This is a genomic window from Candidatus Hodarchaeum mangrovi, from assembly GCF_975850365.1.
This window is the reverse complement of record NZ_CDLCQJ010000015.1, coordinates 47,470-61,896: the sequence shown is the minus strand read 5'-3', so window position 1 is coordinate 61,896 and position 14,427 is coordinate 47,470. Positions and strand designations below refer to the sequence as shown.

The 14,427-nt window shown below is 33.6% G+C and carries 12 protein-coding genes and 1 tRNA gene; 10 read left to right on the top strand and 3 right to left on the bottom strand.

Annotated features, from left to right (window positions below):
• Positions 1-25: 25 nt before the first annotated feature.
• Positions 26-1,447, bottom strand: a complete 1,422-nt coding sequence (locus ACWVCY_RS02145; RefSeq protein WP_455140019.1) for an ABC transporter substrate-binding protein — start codon at positions 1,445-1,447, stop codon at positions 26-28.
• Positions 1,448-1,863: 416 nt separating this feature from the next.
• Here ACWVCY_RS02145 and ACWVCY_RS02140 point away from each other — a divergent pair, with 416 nt between their 5' ends.
• The 5 genes from ACWVCY_RS02140 (at position 1,864) to ACWVCY_RS02120 (ending at position 7,495) form a co-directional block, all read left to right on the top strand.
• Positions 1,864-2,997 (top strand): ABC transporter ATP-binding protein, encoded by a 1,134-nt coding sequence (locus ACWVCY_RS02140; protein WP_455140017.1) that lies wholly within the window; start codon positions 1,864-1,866, stop codon positions 2,995-2,997.
• Between the two features lie 260 nt (positions 2,998-3,257).
• Entirely contained in the window at positions 3,258-4,169 is a 912-nt protein-coding gene (locus tag ACWVCY_RS02135) for an RIO1 family regulatory kinase/ATPase domain-containing protein (protein WP_455140015.1), read from the top strand.
• Positions 4,170-4,179: 10 nt separating this feature from the next.
• Entirely contained in the window at positions 4,180-6,381 is a 2,202-nt protein-coding gene (locus ACWVCY_RS02130; protein WP_455140013.1) for a DUF460 domain-containing protein, read from the top strand.
• A 128-nt stretch (positions 6,382-6,509) separates the two neighbouring features.
• Entirely contained in the window at positions 6,510-6,728 is a 219-nt protein-coding gene (locus ACWVCY_RS02125; RefSeq protein ID WP_455140011.1) for a U6 snRNA-associated Sm-like protein LSm6, read from the top strand.
• Between the two features lie 47 nt (positions 6,729-6,775).
• The gene (locus ACWVCY_RS02120; protein WP_455140009.1) at positions 6,776-7,495 is read left to right on the top strand and encodes an RAD55 family ATPase; all 720 of its coding nucleotides are present in this window, start codon (positions 6,776-6,778) and stop codon (positions 7,493-7,495) included.
• Positions 7,496-7,517: 22 nt separating this feature from the next.
• On the opposite strand, the gene ACWVCY_RS02115 is transcribed toward ACWVCY_RS02120, so the two are convergent.
• Entirely contained in the window at positions 7,518-8,501 is a 984-nt protein-coding gene (locus ACWVCY_RS02115; protein ID WP_455140007.1) for a PfkB family carbohydrate kinase, read from the bottom strand.
• 275 nt (positions 8,502-8,776) lie between these two features.
• Between ACWVCY_RS02115 and ACWVCY_RS02110 the strand changes: the two genes are divergently transcribed.
• From ACWVCY_RS02110 to ACWVCY_RS02090, 5 genes are all read left to right on the top strand, one after another.
• Positions 8,777-9,211, top strand: coding sequence for a roadblock/LC7 domain-containing protein (locus tag ACWVCY_RS02110; protein WP_455140005.1), 435 nt, complete (start codon positions 8,777-8,779; stop codon positions 9,209-9,211).
• 108 nt (positions 9,212-9,319) lie between these two features.
• Positions 9,320-9,889 (top strand): hypothetical protein, encoded by a 570-nt coding sequence (locus ACWVCY_RS02105; protein ID WP_455140003.1) that lies wholly within the window; start codon positions 9,320-9,322, stop codon positions 9,887-9,889.
• A 152-nt stretch (positions 9,890-10,041) separates the two neighbouring features.
• Positions 10,042-10,317: a 30S ribosomal protein S26e gene (locus ACWVCY_RS02100; RefSeq protein ID WP_455140001.1), complete on the top strand. Its 276-nt coding sequence runs from the start codon at positions 10,042-10,044 to the stop codon at positions 10,315-10,317.
• Between the two features lie 88 nt (positions 10,318-10,405).
• On the top strand, positions 10,406-11,494 hold the full coding sequence (locus tag ACWVCY_RS02095; protein ID WP_455139999.1) for a TIGR04084 family radical SAM/SPASM domain-containing protein: 1,089 nt from the start codon (positions 10,406-10,408) through the stop codon (positions 11,492-11,494).
• Between the two features lie 98 nt (positions 11,495-11,592).
• Positions 11,593-11,667, top strand: a tRNA-Arg gene (locus ACWVCY_RS02090).
• A 101-nt stretch (positions 11,668-11,768) separates the two neighbouring features.
• On the opposite strand, the gene ACWVCY_RS02085 is transcribed toward ACWVCY_RS02090, so the two are convergent.
• A complete protein-coding gene (locus ACWVCY_RS02085) occupies positions 11,769-14,204 on the bottom strand; it encodes a GTP-binding protein (protein ID WP_455139997.1) in 2,436 nt (811 codons plus the stop codon).
• Positions 14,205-14,427 lie beyond the last annotated feature (223 nt).

The window sequence follows — 14,427 nt, the reverse complement described above, 5'->3', positions numbered from 1 at the left end:
TTGATCTAAAGGGTATTTTTCAGTTCTATTCCTTTTTACGTAAAAGAGGAATCAAAACTACTAGACTTCCAAGGATTATTAAAAGTTCAAATCCGGGAATTGCTCCTCCTTTTCCAGCAATTTCTAATGCTTCAGCGAATTGTGCTGCGCCGTGAGCGGTCCAATTTCCAGTAACTGCAGAGTCTTTGTATTTAAGGGCTACTAAACCTGCCATTGTACCATTGAAGTCAGCAGGTAATTTGACAAGAGCTGCAATCGCATCATCTTTCTGGCTTCCATCATTTAATGAAATAATTTTCTCCCATGCAGCTTTCAAGTCATCATGGTTTTCTACAATCCAATAGTGGAAAAGAGTCTCAGCTCGTGAATGAATCGCACCATCAATTGCTGGATTAAATGGACTGATGATCGGGAATGCTGCTGTATTTGGGGCTCCTGTGGTAGTGAAAGCTTTTGGAATATGGCTGGCAGTTCCTGCTTTAAAGTTAGCTGGCGTACGATAATCACCAACAAGAGTTTGCCCTGCAGTTCCAGTTAAGAAGTCCATAAACTTCTGTGCTGGGGCTAAATTAGCAGCTCCCTTAATAATTCCTGCAGGATCAGGACTGACAGTTGTAGCTCCACCATATGTAAACCCAATGTCAGTATTATTTACCATAATATCTAATGCATAATAATCAATGCAAAGACCAATTCCAGCATTTCCTTCCGAAACATCAGCAGGTACTTTTGAACTACTTGTTGAAAAAGTTCCTATATTACCAGAGATTTTTACCCATAATTCCCAAGCTGAAGTAACATTTGCTGCAAATGTTATTTCTGAACCAGAATGCTCATCTGCCATAAATTGTAAAAGTTGTTTTACAATAGCAACCGTTGATCCACTTAAATCAGGATCAGTCATTGCGACATGACCAAAATATTGAGGATCAGCTAGACTAGCCCAAGTTGTTGGTACATCTAATCCTTCTGCTGTAAGATAAGCAGTATTGTAAATTATTCCAAATCCACTCATTGCTGCAGCGTACCAAGTGGGGGTAGTATCCGAGTCATCTTTTAAATGCCATCCACCTAAATATGCTGAGATATTGCCATCTTCAACTACCTCATATGGCTCTAAAAGATTTGCTCTTCGTGCTTCTTCGAAATAAAATTCACCACCACCCCACCAAACGTCAGCTTCTGGATTTGTGCCATTCCATGTCACAACATCAGCGTAACAATCACCAGAATATTTTACTGATGTAGTGACTGTAATATCATTACCAGTTTCTGTTGTATACCAAACCTTAAAGGCATCAATAACATGATCTGCAAATTCACTGCTATGAGGGTGTAAAATTACTAAAGTATCAGTGATTTGGGGAGCAGCCATGTTTTCAATAGTTGGAATAAATGCTCCAAGGAGCAAAAATCCCAAGAAAATTCCTAGAAGATATTTTTTCATATATTCTTTCTCCTAAATTTGAATTAATGTCTAATATTTCACATTAACCTATCATAAGTGTAGAAAAATTGATATAGGTCAGGAATTATCTGTGCTAGGAGTTAGTTTTTAAGGTTTATTTGTATTATTTAAATATAGTTAATTGTGTTCAAACAATCAAAAGATTTACAGGCAATACGATAGTACAATATATAATTCTTTACTAGAATCCCATTTAGGAGAAAAAATCTTAGAATTTCTCATTAAAAAGATTTAGTTAAATTTTGAAATCCCTTGCATTTCTCTAAACAACATCTTTTAAGATAAACTTTAAAATAAACCTTTTACAACAGATTACAGAATCATTTAAACCACAAAAGTTTAAAAAAGAAACGAAGGTCTAAATTTATGGAATAAAGTATAATGAGGTCTGAGTTTTGAGCAAAAAGACTCCTATTCTTATCTTAGAGAATCTTACAAAGAAGTTTGGTGACGTTATTGCGGTTGATAATGTTAATTTAGAAATCTATGAAGGAGAAATTATTACATTACTCGGACCATCTGGCTGCGGAAAATCAACCACTTTACGATCTATTGCTGGCTTAGAAAAAGTTGATGGGGGAGAAATATACTTTAAAGATCGCAACGATGGACAAATGAAGCCAATCACAAATCTAGCTGTTCGAAAAAGAGATATGGCGATGGTTTTCCAATCATATGCTCTATGGCCTCATATGACTGTTTTCAAGAATGTAGAATTTGGTATGACCGTTGGATCTAGGCAGATACCTAAAGAAGAACGAAAGGAACGAATATTAAAAGCTTTAAAGATGGTTCAAGCCGAAAAATTGGCAGAAAGAAAACCTTCGGAGCTTTCGGGAGGACAACAGCAGAGAATTGCAGTAGCTCGAGCAATTGTTGTCAATCCTTCTATTTTACTTCTTGATGAACCTTTTTCAAATCTTGATGCTAAACTAAGGATCGAAACAAGATCAGAAATTCGAACATTAATAAAGAAAATAGGTCTAACAGCTATATTTGTAACACATGACCAAAGTGAGGCTTTATCCATCTCAGATAGGATTGCAGTAATGAATAAAGGAATAGTAGAACAAGTAGGGTCACCATTAGAAATTTGGCAACACCCCTTTAATTCCTTTGTAGGAGCATTTATTGGTGAAGCCAACCTTATCAAATGTCAAGTACTTAATTTAGAAAACAATAGTGCGGTTTTATGCTTATTAAATTCAAATGACTGTTTCAAGTCAAACCAAATAAAAGGTTTAAAAGTTAAAGAAAATGTTCATGTGATTCTGAGACCACAAATGATCGAAATATCTCATGATAAATCAGAAACAAAAAATCAGATAACAGCAAAAATTTTGGAATCAATGTTTATGGGAACTTTGGAGTATGTAAAAGTAGAGTTATCAAATAAAACAATATTAACAATTCATCGTAAAATTATAAAAGAAGTCCCATTAGAGCGAGGAGAAAAGGTATTTCTAGAAATAGATCCAGATCAAGCATTTGCTTATGGTGGAGAATTTCAAACTCCAGCTGTTTATTAAAGAACGACCATTTTATCTTTTTTGTTTTATAAATTTTTTTCAATGTTACTATATACTCCATGTTTAAGGATTCAGAGTAAAAATAAGATTTAATAAACTGATTCTATTAAGTGTTTAATGACACAAGAAAGGGTTAAATGAAACATTTTTTCCCTTATGATGAGAAAGACGGTCTACGGAGGTCTTGAATCAGCTTTTTCTGTATTCTTGACTAATGATGACAGTTGCACTTACTGACCGACTTAATTTGGGTAGTATATATGCCATTGAAGATATTAGACATTTTTCGGGATCTGAATAAATTTCAATTCCAATTATTATCTTTAATTGAGGTGAATATGGCATATTATGAAATTGTTCCAGTCGAAATGATAGCAACTATTTTGAAATATTCAGAAAAAAGAACTGAAGTAGAACTTAGAAGATTAAAAAGATTAAAATTAATTTTTATTGTTCAAAGGCATTATCTTGGTGTTGCATTGACTTTTATGGGCTATGATGCCTTAGGATTAAAAGCATTGGTAGAAAAAGGTATCATTGATCAAGTTGGGCCTGAAATTGGTGCGGGGAAAGAAAGTAACATCCATCTAGCTATCAATAATGAAGGAATGCAATTCTTAATTAAGATTCATCGTTTAGGAAAACTTGATTTCCGCGCTACTCGTAAAGCAAGATCTTTCATAGCTGAAAAAAGACATTTATCTCCACTATATGAAAGTCGATTATCAGCACAGAGAGAATATGAAGCTTTGACCAATCTATATAATGCAGGTATCAGTGTTCCCAAGCCAATAGCTCAAAATCGCCATATTGTAGCAATGGAAATAATTATAGGTACTGATCTCTACCGAGTTAAAAAAAACGAATATGAATCTCAAGAACAGATCCTTAACCTCTTTGAAAATATTCTTCAGGAAATAAGGAAAGCTACAGCCACAGGTTTTATTCATGGGGATCTAAGCGAATACAACATACGTTTAGATGAAAAAGATTATCCAGTCCTTTTTGATTGGCCACAATATATTGAAACATCTGCAACCCACGCCAAGGAGGCATTAATGAGGGATATTGGAAATATTCTAAAATTTTTCTTTAGAAAATTCAATTTAGCATATAAAATTGAAGTTATGGATATAGTAAATGAACTATTAAACGCTCCTATAGAGAATTAGGGACAAAAATATGAATTCTAACCCAATTATTTTTGGAATAGATATACTAAGTAGGGTAGATAGAAACCAGCGAGGTATTTTTATATTTTCTTTAGTAGTGTTGGCTAATGGTCATATGGATAAATATCCTAAGCTTAATAAGAGATCATTGGCTAAAAAAATTTTTGATCTGAATCCTGATTTTATTGCTATAGACAATATTTTCGAATTAGCTCCAGATGCTAAAGGGATAATTCGATTTTTAAATATAATTCCTCCTACAACAAGTTTAGTTCAGGTTACTGGCAATCCAAGGACTGGGATGGAAAAAATACATACTCTTGTGCAAAAACATCATTTGAAGAAAGTCTTAAGCTTTTCATTTGGTTCCTCAAAATTAGATTCTCTTGAAACCGCAGAGATATGTGCTTATCTTTGTAAGAAGAAAATTGGTCATGAAATCATCGCATTTGAGGAAGAGATCCGTATAGTTATTTCTAAAAGAAAGAGTCATGGTCATGGTGGTTGGTCAGCACCAAGATATGAGAGAATAAGTAGAACTGCAGTAGATCAAGCTGCTGGTGCAGTAGAAAATATACTAAAAGATTTCGGTTTAGATGCAGAGGAATATGAATATCCTAACCGACGTGTTTATCTAGTTCAACTAGAAAAGAAAAAAATACAGGAGATTCGGAATAAATCTAAATCGTTGAATACGGAGCTTGTTCGTGTTGATTTCGAACGAATTAGTAAATCCAATCTTGAATTTAGACCTCTTGACCCTTCTGTAGCCCCAGCTAGTAAAACACTTCATAATATTATATTGGGTATTGATCCAGGTACTACAACTGGTATTGCCATCGTAGATTGTTTAAAGGGACAGATGCTCTATCTTAATTCTAAAAGAGAATGTGGGGTATCTCAAATTATTCGTATTGCATCTAAATTCGGGAAAATTTGTTGTGTAGCTGCTGATGTTGTACCTCCGCCTGCGATGGTAGAAAAGATAGCACAAATCACAGGAGCAAAGTTATTATCCCCTTCAACACTAACTTCAGCGGCTCAGAAAAGAGAATATTTACAGGATTATCGTGATTTAACAGTGGATTATGGACATCTTAATAGTCATGAACGAGATGCTCTTTATGGAGCATTAAGGGCATATAATTCCTTAAAAGATCAATTAATTAAGATTAAGCGTAATATTGAGCTTGAAAATCCTGAATTACAATCCTATATTCCTGAAGTTCAACGAATGGTATTAGCAGGAAACAATATTGCTAATGCTATAGAGATAGTTAAAGAACAGCTTGCTACTAGAGACGGGCTTGAGAGTAAACCAGATTATAATGGGGTAAAAATTTCTTTAACTCAAGAAATTGGGCGATTACAATCAAAAATCGATTTTTTTTACGAAGAAATGGATAATTTAGATCGTGAAGCTTCCTATTGGAAGAAACAATCAAAAAGAAATGCGTTAGAAACAAAAAGATGGAAAGAATTCTTTGAGAGAGAAAAAGTCCGAACTGCAAAGTATATTCAAAATAAAATTAATAATGGAGTTAATCGTGAAGTTGGGAGAATAAAAAGTGAAAATCAAGAGATTCGCTTTCAAATTAGAGAAAATCTTAAAGAAATGGAAAAATTAAAGCAAATCAAAAACTTTTGGGTCCAAGGGAGAGAGATACCTTTAAAAGTGGTTAAATCTTTCTCTGACGACTCAATAAGAACCACGGTAAGAGATTACGGACTAAATGAAGGGGATATTGTTTTAGTATTGAATCCAAGTGGAGGAGGAGCTCAAACAGCATTAAAACTTATTGATTATGGAATAAGAGGGATTATTATCCCAGAGGAAACACCTAATTTTTCAGATCAGGCATTAAATCAATTTAATGACAATTCCATCCCTGTTTTAATTTTACCATTGGAGGAATTTTCCGAACGAGAGAGAGATGAAAATAACCCTAAGCTTAAAATTTGGGTTTATGATGAGTTATATCTGATCGATATAGGTGTAAAGGAAGAAATTAGAAAAATTGAATTAAAATTACGGGAAGAATTACGAAAAAAAAGAAGATTCGAAATTATTAAGAAAACAGTTTCAGAAATGGTAAGTTCTGGTTCTGAGATAGACTTAGAAAAAATTTTAGATGAATTTAAACAAGAGTATGTTGCACAATATTACGAGGAATTTGAAGAGTTTATTCATTCTTTAGATGAAGAAGAATAACTTTGTGATATTTGAATGTTCTACCTTAGAAAAATAATCTCCAAAAATGGAAATTATAAAAAGCTAGAAATAATGGGGCTTAATCAGTTTTTAATCTGCGATACAAATTTCTATGAGGAAATATAGCAATGTCACAACCATTGAATAGGCTAGAAAAAGCGATTGGCAAAATAATTACTGTTAGACTAAAAAGTAATCAAAGTTATACAGGACGACTCCGAATAACTGATCAATACATGAATCTTATCCTTGAAGATTGTTCTGAGATGGAAGAGGGGAAAATCAGCAAACGATATGGAAAAGCTTTTTTACGCGGGAATAATATTCTATTTATTAAATTTGAATAATAAATCCACTATATAACAAGCAGGATACGAAAGTTAGAGGTTTTCTAATGTCCAAGGGATTGATTCCAATTGGTATCCCTGTGATAGATGATTTTATTAGTGGGCTACCTCGTGATTCTTTGATTTTAATAATAGGTGATCCAGGTTCTGGATTTGATACATTCTTACATCAACTTTTGGTACATCGAGGAAATAATGGGATTCCAACGATTTATACCTCATTGGATCGATCTGAGCTTGAAGTTAGAAGGGAATTGGACGCATTTGACTGGAATACCTCAAAATTACCTTGGTATTTTATTGATCTTAGTCCTAACGCCAAAAATAAAAAAACTCGCACGATTCAATGGGATCAGGATGCTATCAACGTGGTTTCACATAATCTCTTTCGTAAGATTGAAGAATACAAAAATGAACATGGGAAAAATGGTTTCAACTCATGTATTTCATCATTAACCTATATGCTAATCCAATCATCTTCAAAAGAAGTATTAAGATTTATTAGCGAGTATTCTTCAATTATTAAAGGTACCTCTGGTTGGCATTTTCTTATTATGGTTCGGGGGGTTCATGGAATGGACCAAGAGAACCTTTTCTCACATTATAGTGATGTTGTTTTAGAATTTGTAATGCGTTTAAATACTGAAACTCGATTGTATGAGCGAGTCTTAGGGATTAAAAAACTTCCTGGAGTAGATTCACGGGCGTTTCCGATAGAATATGATAAACACGGGATTAGACCTATCACAACTGCAAAAATCAGGTAGGAATTAAGACTGAAATAACTGATTAAATTAGCTTTGAATCCTCTGCTATTAGTCTCATTCTATTTATTATTTCCATTTTTGAAAAATCTGATGCAAATCCTGGCTGTTCAACAAATAATGAAACAATACTAGAAGCAAAAGCACACGCCATGATTTTATTTCCATAGTGTAAATAATAATGGACATACATTGTTAAAAAAATGTCTCCTGCACCTGTTTCATCAACAACCTTTTCAGTCCTAAAAGCAGGCAAAAAAACGATTTCATTGCTTGGATCGTTCTTAGATCCAAGATAAATCCCTTTTCTACCATTGGTTATTAAAATTGTTTCAATATTCTCTTCTAATAAGGATTCAATAATATCATCGACTTTTTTTCCCTTCCCTAAAAGAATAGCCTCATTTAATGATAATTTTAGACAGTTTAATTTAGATAAAAGCTTAGAATCATACCAAGTACTGTGTTTAACTTCCCCCTGATCTCCGATATGTCGAAAACATCCTTGTGGATCAAAAGCAATGTAATCTGTTTGTTCTCGTAAAAAATCAAATATTTTTACTTCATTAAATTCATTATATACGGAGCCAACAATAACTGCTTTTGGAGAAATATTTCTCCAGTTAAAATCATGAGGATTAAAAGGACTGGGAGGATCTTGTAAAAAAAGGATACGTTCTCCATTGTTTTCTGGGTATATAAGATGAAATTTAGGGCATGTCTTATTTAATCTAAGATTTATTAATAAAGGTTGATGATTAGGAACCTTTCTTAATAAGTTTATTACTTGAGGACATGCATAGGCAAAAACATGTGGAGTAGGATTGATCCAAGGAAAATTTAAAGACAATTTAATCTGAATTAATCCTGAAAATGAGGGAGGTCCACCAATTTTGAAGGTCTTTTGGCTTTTTAAGGAATTTAAATCGATTTTTTGACTACTTTGTTCCTTAAAGACGATATCAAGTACCATATACCCAAGATTAACAATATCAGTTTGGATGATCAAAAAAATCTCACACTATACCTATCAGATGTTCAAGAGTATCTCATTTTTAAAGTAATTTCAGAAAATATTTGATAAAGATCAAGAATTTTGCTCTTGTAAAAATTTCCTGCTAGATAAATCCTAAGTTTAGTAAGCTTTAAATCATTGCCAATGGTTATTTATTTAAATTTAAAAAATCGCTATAGTTGACTAAAAAACCTTATTAATCATTGAGACAGTAATTTTCAATAGCAAGAATTGTGATTCACGTCACGGGTTTCGTTGAAGGTGAAAAAATGGCTTTTGCACTTACAGTTGAACAAAAAAAGAAGTTAATAAAATTATTACAGGAAATTGTACGATATGCGGATTTAGAAGCCCTTGCATTAGTCACACGAACTGGGATGTCAGTTGCTTTTTTCTCTGAGAAGGATGCAGATCCCGATTTGTTTTCTGCATTATCAGCAGCAGTTTTATCAACTGGAGGAATGGTAGTTGACCGAATGGATCACGGACAGCTTTGGGAAGTTTTAGTTCGTGGAGAAAAAGGATATACAGTACTCAGTTCAGCTGAAGATTTTATATTAATAGGAGCATCGAATGAAGCCCATTCATTAGGATTAGCCATACGAGTTCTCAGAAGATACAGTCGAAAAATACCTGAGATCTTTAAAGAAGAGGAAAAAGATATTTCTAGCCTTGTAAGTGAACTTAAAGATCTCCTTAGTTAATGATTTGAAAAGCCAGAAGGTTATTTTTTGATTTCTCTAATTTTCTTTCTTTTTATTTTAGATCTTTCAATTATAATTATCCTTGGATCCATAAATGGTGTTTTATTAATGTGGATATTAATCCCTTTAACACTTTTCAGTTATGCAATTCTTCTCAAAGACTGGTATCAATTTTCTTCTGAAGATCCTTTAAGTTATCAGGTTGGGAAATTATATTTTTTTACAAAAGGTTTATTTCAAGGTACAGTGCTAGCGGTTCTAAACTCAATTATAGGTGGTTTATTGATTCCTGAATCAAGTTTTAGGCTATTAGAATCGTATTTTGGAGCATATACCCCGATTTTTTTCTTAGTTTTGATTCCTACTCCTGGAATGATTCTTCTTAGTTTAAAATCCAATGAATATCACAAAATTTACGAATTAATTTTCCAAAACCTAAATGAAAAAGAAAATGACTATGAATATATTGAGATAACAACAAAATTAATAACAACAAAGGATAAATATTCTGAAAATTATAAAGAACAGCTAGAAAAAGTGCGCGAGTCGATTTTTAACCATCTTAAGATAAAATTACCTCAAATAGTTCATTTTTTTGATCCAGAAAAAACTTATAAATTTAATTTAGAGAATCTAGCAGTTTTTCTTACTAAAAGAAAAACAGGGTTACCAGAATAATACTAAATTTCGTCATAGAACCTACCAGCTGGATCTATTGACTTTTCGTTCTAAATAATAATAAACATAAAAGGAATTAAAAAACGATTAATCAGTATCAAAATTAAGAAATGATCCATTAAAATCATTATTTCAAAAAGGATGCTGTTTTGATGGGAAAAAAACGAAAATCAGGTGGAAGAAGTAAAGGAAAAAAAGGTGGGGTAGCTCAGGTTCAATGTTCATCTTGTAATCGAATGATTCCACGAGATAAAGCAAAGCGGAAAACTAGTTACAAAACATTGGTCGATTATGCCATTGGAAAAGAATTAAGACAACAAGGAACACAAATTGAGAGAGTTCCATATGTTCGATATTTTTGTGTATCTTGTGCTATTCATCGTCATCAAGTAAAAATCCGATCAGCGGATGAGCGTAAAAATACTTAATAGTATTTTCCATGCTTCATTTCTCCTAATATTCTTTATTTTAAGAATTCATTCAAGAGTTTCATAAAAAAATATTCTGGCAAGTAAAATGCTATTTTTTGTTTTTCTTAACCATAAATGTAATTTAACATGTCGTTACTGTGGAGAGACTACTCATCCGATTACGAGTATGTCGAATGAAGTTAATTACTCCATTGATGAGCTTATTTCCTTCTTAGCTAAAGATTCCAATCCAATAATAGCGTTTTATGGAGGAGAACCACTTCTAAATTTGTCATTAATGGAAGAAATTATGGATAAAATCCCTGATGCATGTTTTGTGGTTCAAACAAATGGTACGAATTTACATAAGGTCAAATCTACTATTTTAACCAGAATTCATTCGATCCTTGTTAGCATAGATGGTAACCAAAATATCACGGATTACTATAGAGGACAAGGTACATTTCAGAAAATCACTCGAAATATGAGCATCATACGTCAAAAAGGGTTTGATGGGGATTTAATAGCTAGAATGACAATTTCTTCTAAGAGCGATATTTATCGTGATGTCCATGATCTAATATCAATAAAAAATCCAAGTTTTGATCATATTCATTGGCAGCTAGATGTAATTTGGAATGATGAAAATCAATGGGGTGACTTTGAGAAATGGATTAATGAAAGCTATAATCCAGGAATTACAAAATTAATCAACGAATGGGTTGAGGAAATGACTAGAAATAGATCTGTTCAAGGTATTATTCCTTTTTTAGGTATCATGAAGACTCTATTAATAGATACTCCTTCGAAATTAAGATGTGGTGCTGGAATAGATGCTTTTGCGATCCAAACAAATGGAGAAATTTTTGCGTGTCCAGTTTGTCCTGAATTTGAAGAGTTTAAGGTAGGTAATATTCTAGCTGATGAACCAGATGGAATCTATAATAGCCTTCCAGTGATTTCACCTTGCTTGGAATGTGAGATTCTGAAAATATGTGGTGGAAGATGTTTGTTTGCAAATCGTCATAATCTTTGGGGAGAAAGTTTTAAATTAGTATGTAAAACTGTTCAACACTTAATAACAGAATTAAATAGAATTAAACCAAAAATAGAAGAGTTAAGTAGAAGAAATATTATTTCTATCGATTCATTTAATTATCCACAATTTAACAATAGTTGTGAGATCATTCCATAAAGCGAATTATTTAGTAATAAACTCTAAATAATAAAATTTAATTAATAAAAATGCCTGTTAATCTATATTTAGTATTAAAAAATTATCATAATCTACATGGATCCGTAGCTCAGCATGGAAAGAGCGCCTGCCTTCGGAGCAGGATGTCGTGGGTTCAAATCCCCCCGGATCCGTATGCCTTTTTCAACCTAAATTGTTTAAAAAGAAATACCAGTTTTTTTGAGAATTTTAAAGAAAAAAGATGATTACTCCATATAGGGGTCAGTTTTTTGAATTAAAGCTTGTCATAATATTCTTCAGCCTCAGGTGGAACTGGATTATGGAAACCTTTTCGTTTCCTTGTCTCTAAAACATATTTTCTCGCAAGACTACCACCTTGTTCCTCAGGTTTCATTGGATCGCCAGGAACTTTTTCCCAATGTGAAAAGACCATTTGAGAGAATGCAAATCCTGATGTTTCTGATCTAAGTTCAGTGGTAATACCGAAGGATTCCGTAACTGGGACCTCTGCGAAAATAATGTTTAATGGGGTTCCTTCTCGTCTTGTGGTGTCAATAACTCGTCCTCGTCGTTTGGTTAATACTTTATAGACATTTCCAAGATAAGATTCTGGAACTTGAACTTGTACTTTATAAATTGGCTCGAGTAAAATAGGTTCAGCCATTAGCATCGCACCAAAACAGGCTCTACGGGATACCGGCATAACTTGACCTGCACCTCGATGAACAGGATCCTCGTGTAATTTTACATCTTCTATCATAAATTTTATTCCGTGGAAGGGTTCTCCACATAAAGGACCTTCCTTAGCTGCCCATCGGAATCCCTGTAGAATGTAATCTTGAACTTCTCTTAAATATTGGATACCCTTAGTTGCATCCAAATAAATATTAGGAGAATCCTCTTCAGGTCCCATTCCCCAAATCTTTCTTCCTTCTTTTGAATCCCAACCTGCTTGTTCTCTAAGAATCTGACCCATTTCTTTTCGATCAGTATATTGATCAATTTGTCCTTTCTCAATTAATTTTATTATAACAGGTTCAAGAGGAGCTGCCCGTACCCAAAGTCGGTTATGCTTATTGGGTGACTTGGCTAATGCTTGTTGGTAGGATACAGAATTGACGGATTCTCTAAATACAACGATTGGATCACTTTGCGAAACTTCTATATGTTGTAAATCTTGTAAATCTTTGACAGCAATTTCTAAATGAAGTTCACCTGTTCCTGATAGAAGAAATTCACCTGTTTCCTCATTAATTTTCGTTTTAAGAGAAGGATCTACTAATTCCATAAGTTGAAGTCCTTCAGCAAGCTTTGGAAGTTCGCTTGGATTTTTAACCTCAATTGCTACCGTAACAACAGGTTCAACAGCATATGATAGGGCTTTAAAGGGAATTGTGTTTTCATCAGCTGCAACAGTAGTACTTGCAGTAGCTCCACGAAGTCCTTGTAGAGCTACAATGTTTCCTGCTGGGATAGCTTCAACTTTTTCCGTCTTAGCTCCCATAAGCATTGAAACTTGTTGAACATTTGTAATAAACATTCTTTCTTTTGCACCAGGATGATACCCCGGAAGTAATACAACAATTTTCTGTCCTGCTGTTATTGTCCCTGAAAAAATTCTGCCCATTGCAATGATTCGTTTAGCTTTCCCTGGGATCATCTTTGAAAGGGAAATCATAACAGGACCATCCTTATCACATTCGTTTAAGGATTTTCCTACTTTTGATTCTTTGTCTCCATTCCAGAAACTTTTAAATCGATAAAGTTGAGCTTTTTTCGGAGAAGGGCAAAATTGAATAACCATATCAAGAACTGCTTTTTCTACAGGTAGCCATTTTTCCAAAAGAGATTTTGCCACACGTTTGGGAGGTTCAAGCCAGACAGTGTCATCTAATCGTAAATCAAGTTGTGCAGCGACCTTCTTAAGCGATTCAATGTCACCTGTTTCCGCTTTTTCATAAATCTCATAAGTTGGTTTCAAAACCCCATTTACAAAATTATTTTTAGCCCAAAGATTTGCTATAAGCTTATCTATAGGTTGTCCAGTCTTCTCATGCCAGATTTCTGCTAGAGCTGGGATTGTTAACCCAAATCGATGGATTGCAGACCCAAAAGCTACAGTACCTTGACGGGGGTCGACACGCCATTCTTTCTTAAATTCAGGAGGAGCATAAGTGTCTATTAGTATATTAAATTCATTTATTATTTTCTTGAATTGTTCATAGGCATCTTCAGGGTTCATTCTCATTTCAGTTATTAAACGATCAACTTTGTTAATTATTAAAACTGGTCGAACACGCTCAGCTAGAGCTTGCTGTGTTACTACCTCTGTTTGAACCATTACACCTTCAACTGCATCAACAACTACAAGTGCTCCATCAACTACACGTAACGCTGAAGTCACCTCACCAGAGAAATCAACATGACCAGGTGTATCCTGTAAATTAATGAGATAAGTTTGATTATTGAAGTCATGAACAAGGGAAATTCCTGTAGTTTTAATAGTAATACCCCGTTCTTGTTCATCTTCACGAGTATCTGTTGCACGAGCTTCACCAGCAATTTTTTCTGCTAGCAAGCCAGATGCAGCAAGTAATGAATCAGTAAGAGTACTTTTACCATGGTCAATGTGGGCGATAACCCCAAGATTTCGAACGAAATCTTGATTGTACAAGAGTTTTGAAGCTTCTTCAATAGTAAATTTGTGCATTCTTAACACCTTAAATATAGAATAAAATTTAGAAGTATCATCCTATTATCATGGTTTAATGTTTATTCTCGTTTATTTTTTATCTATCATCGGATGGTATCTCTGTTCCATGAACACCCATATCATTGTACTACTATGACAGGGCGTTTAATAGAGAAATTATCAACCTTTCCTTGAGTTGAATTCAAGTGACAAAATAAATATCAAGTGGCTTTTAAATTGC

Coding starts and splice junctions, on each gene's coding strand:
- ACWVCY_RS02125 (WP_455140011.1), top strand. CDS start 6,510: ATGTCACAACCATTGAATAGGCTAGAAAAAGCGATTGGCAAAATAATT.
- ACWVCY_RS02100 (WP_455140001.1), top strand. CDS start 10,042: ATGGGAAAAAAACGAAAATCAGGTGGAAGAAGTAAAGGAAAAAAAGGT.
- ACWVCY_RS02110 (WP_455140005.1), top strand. CDS start 8,777: ATGGCTTTTGCACTTACAGTTGAACAAAAAAAGAAGTTAATAAAATTA.
- ACWVCY_RS02135 (WP_455140015.1), top strand. CDS start 3,258: ATGCCATTGAAGATATTAGACATTTTTCGGGATCTGAATAAATTTCAA.
- ACWVCY_RS02095 (WP_455139999.1), top strand. CDS start 10,406: ATGCTATTTTTTGTTTTTCTTAACCATAAATGTAATTTAACATGTCGT.
- ACWVCY_RS02130 (WP_455140013.1), top strand. CDS start 4,180: ATGAATTCTAACCCAATTATTTTTGGAATAGATATACTAAGTAGGGTA.
- ACWVCY_RS02120 (WP_455140009.1), top strand. CDS start 6,776: ATGTCCAAGGGATTGATTCCAATTGGTATCCCTGTGATAGATGATTTT.
- ACWVCY_RS02085 (WP_455139997.1), bottom strand. CDS start 14,204: ATGCACAAATTTACTATTGAAGAAGCTTCAAAACTCTTGTACAATCAA.
- ACWVCY_RS02105 (WP_455140003.1), top strand. CDS start 9,320: ATGTGGATATTAATCCCTTTAACACTTTTCAGTTATGCAATTCTTCTC.
- ACWVCY_RS02145 (WP_455140019.1), bottom strand. CDS start 1,447: ATGAAAAAATATCTTCTAGGAATTTTCTTGGGATTTTTGCTCCTTGGA.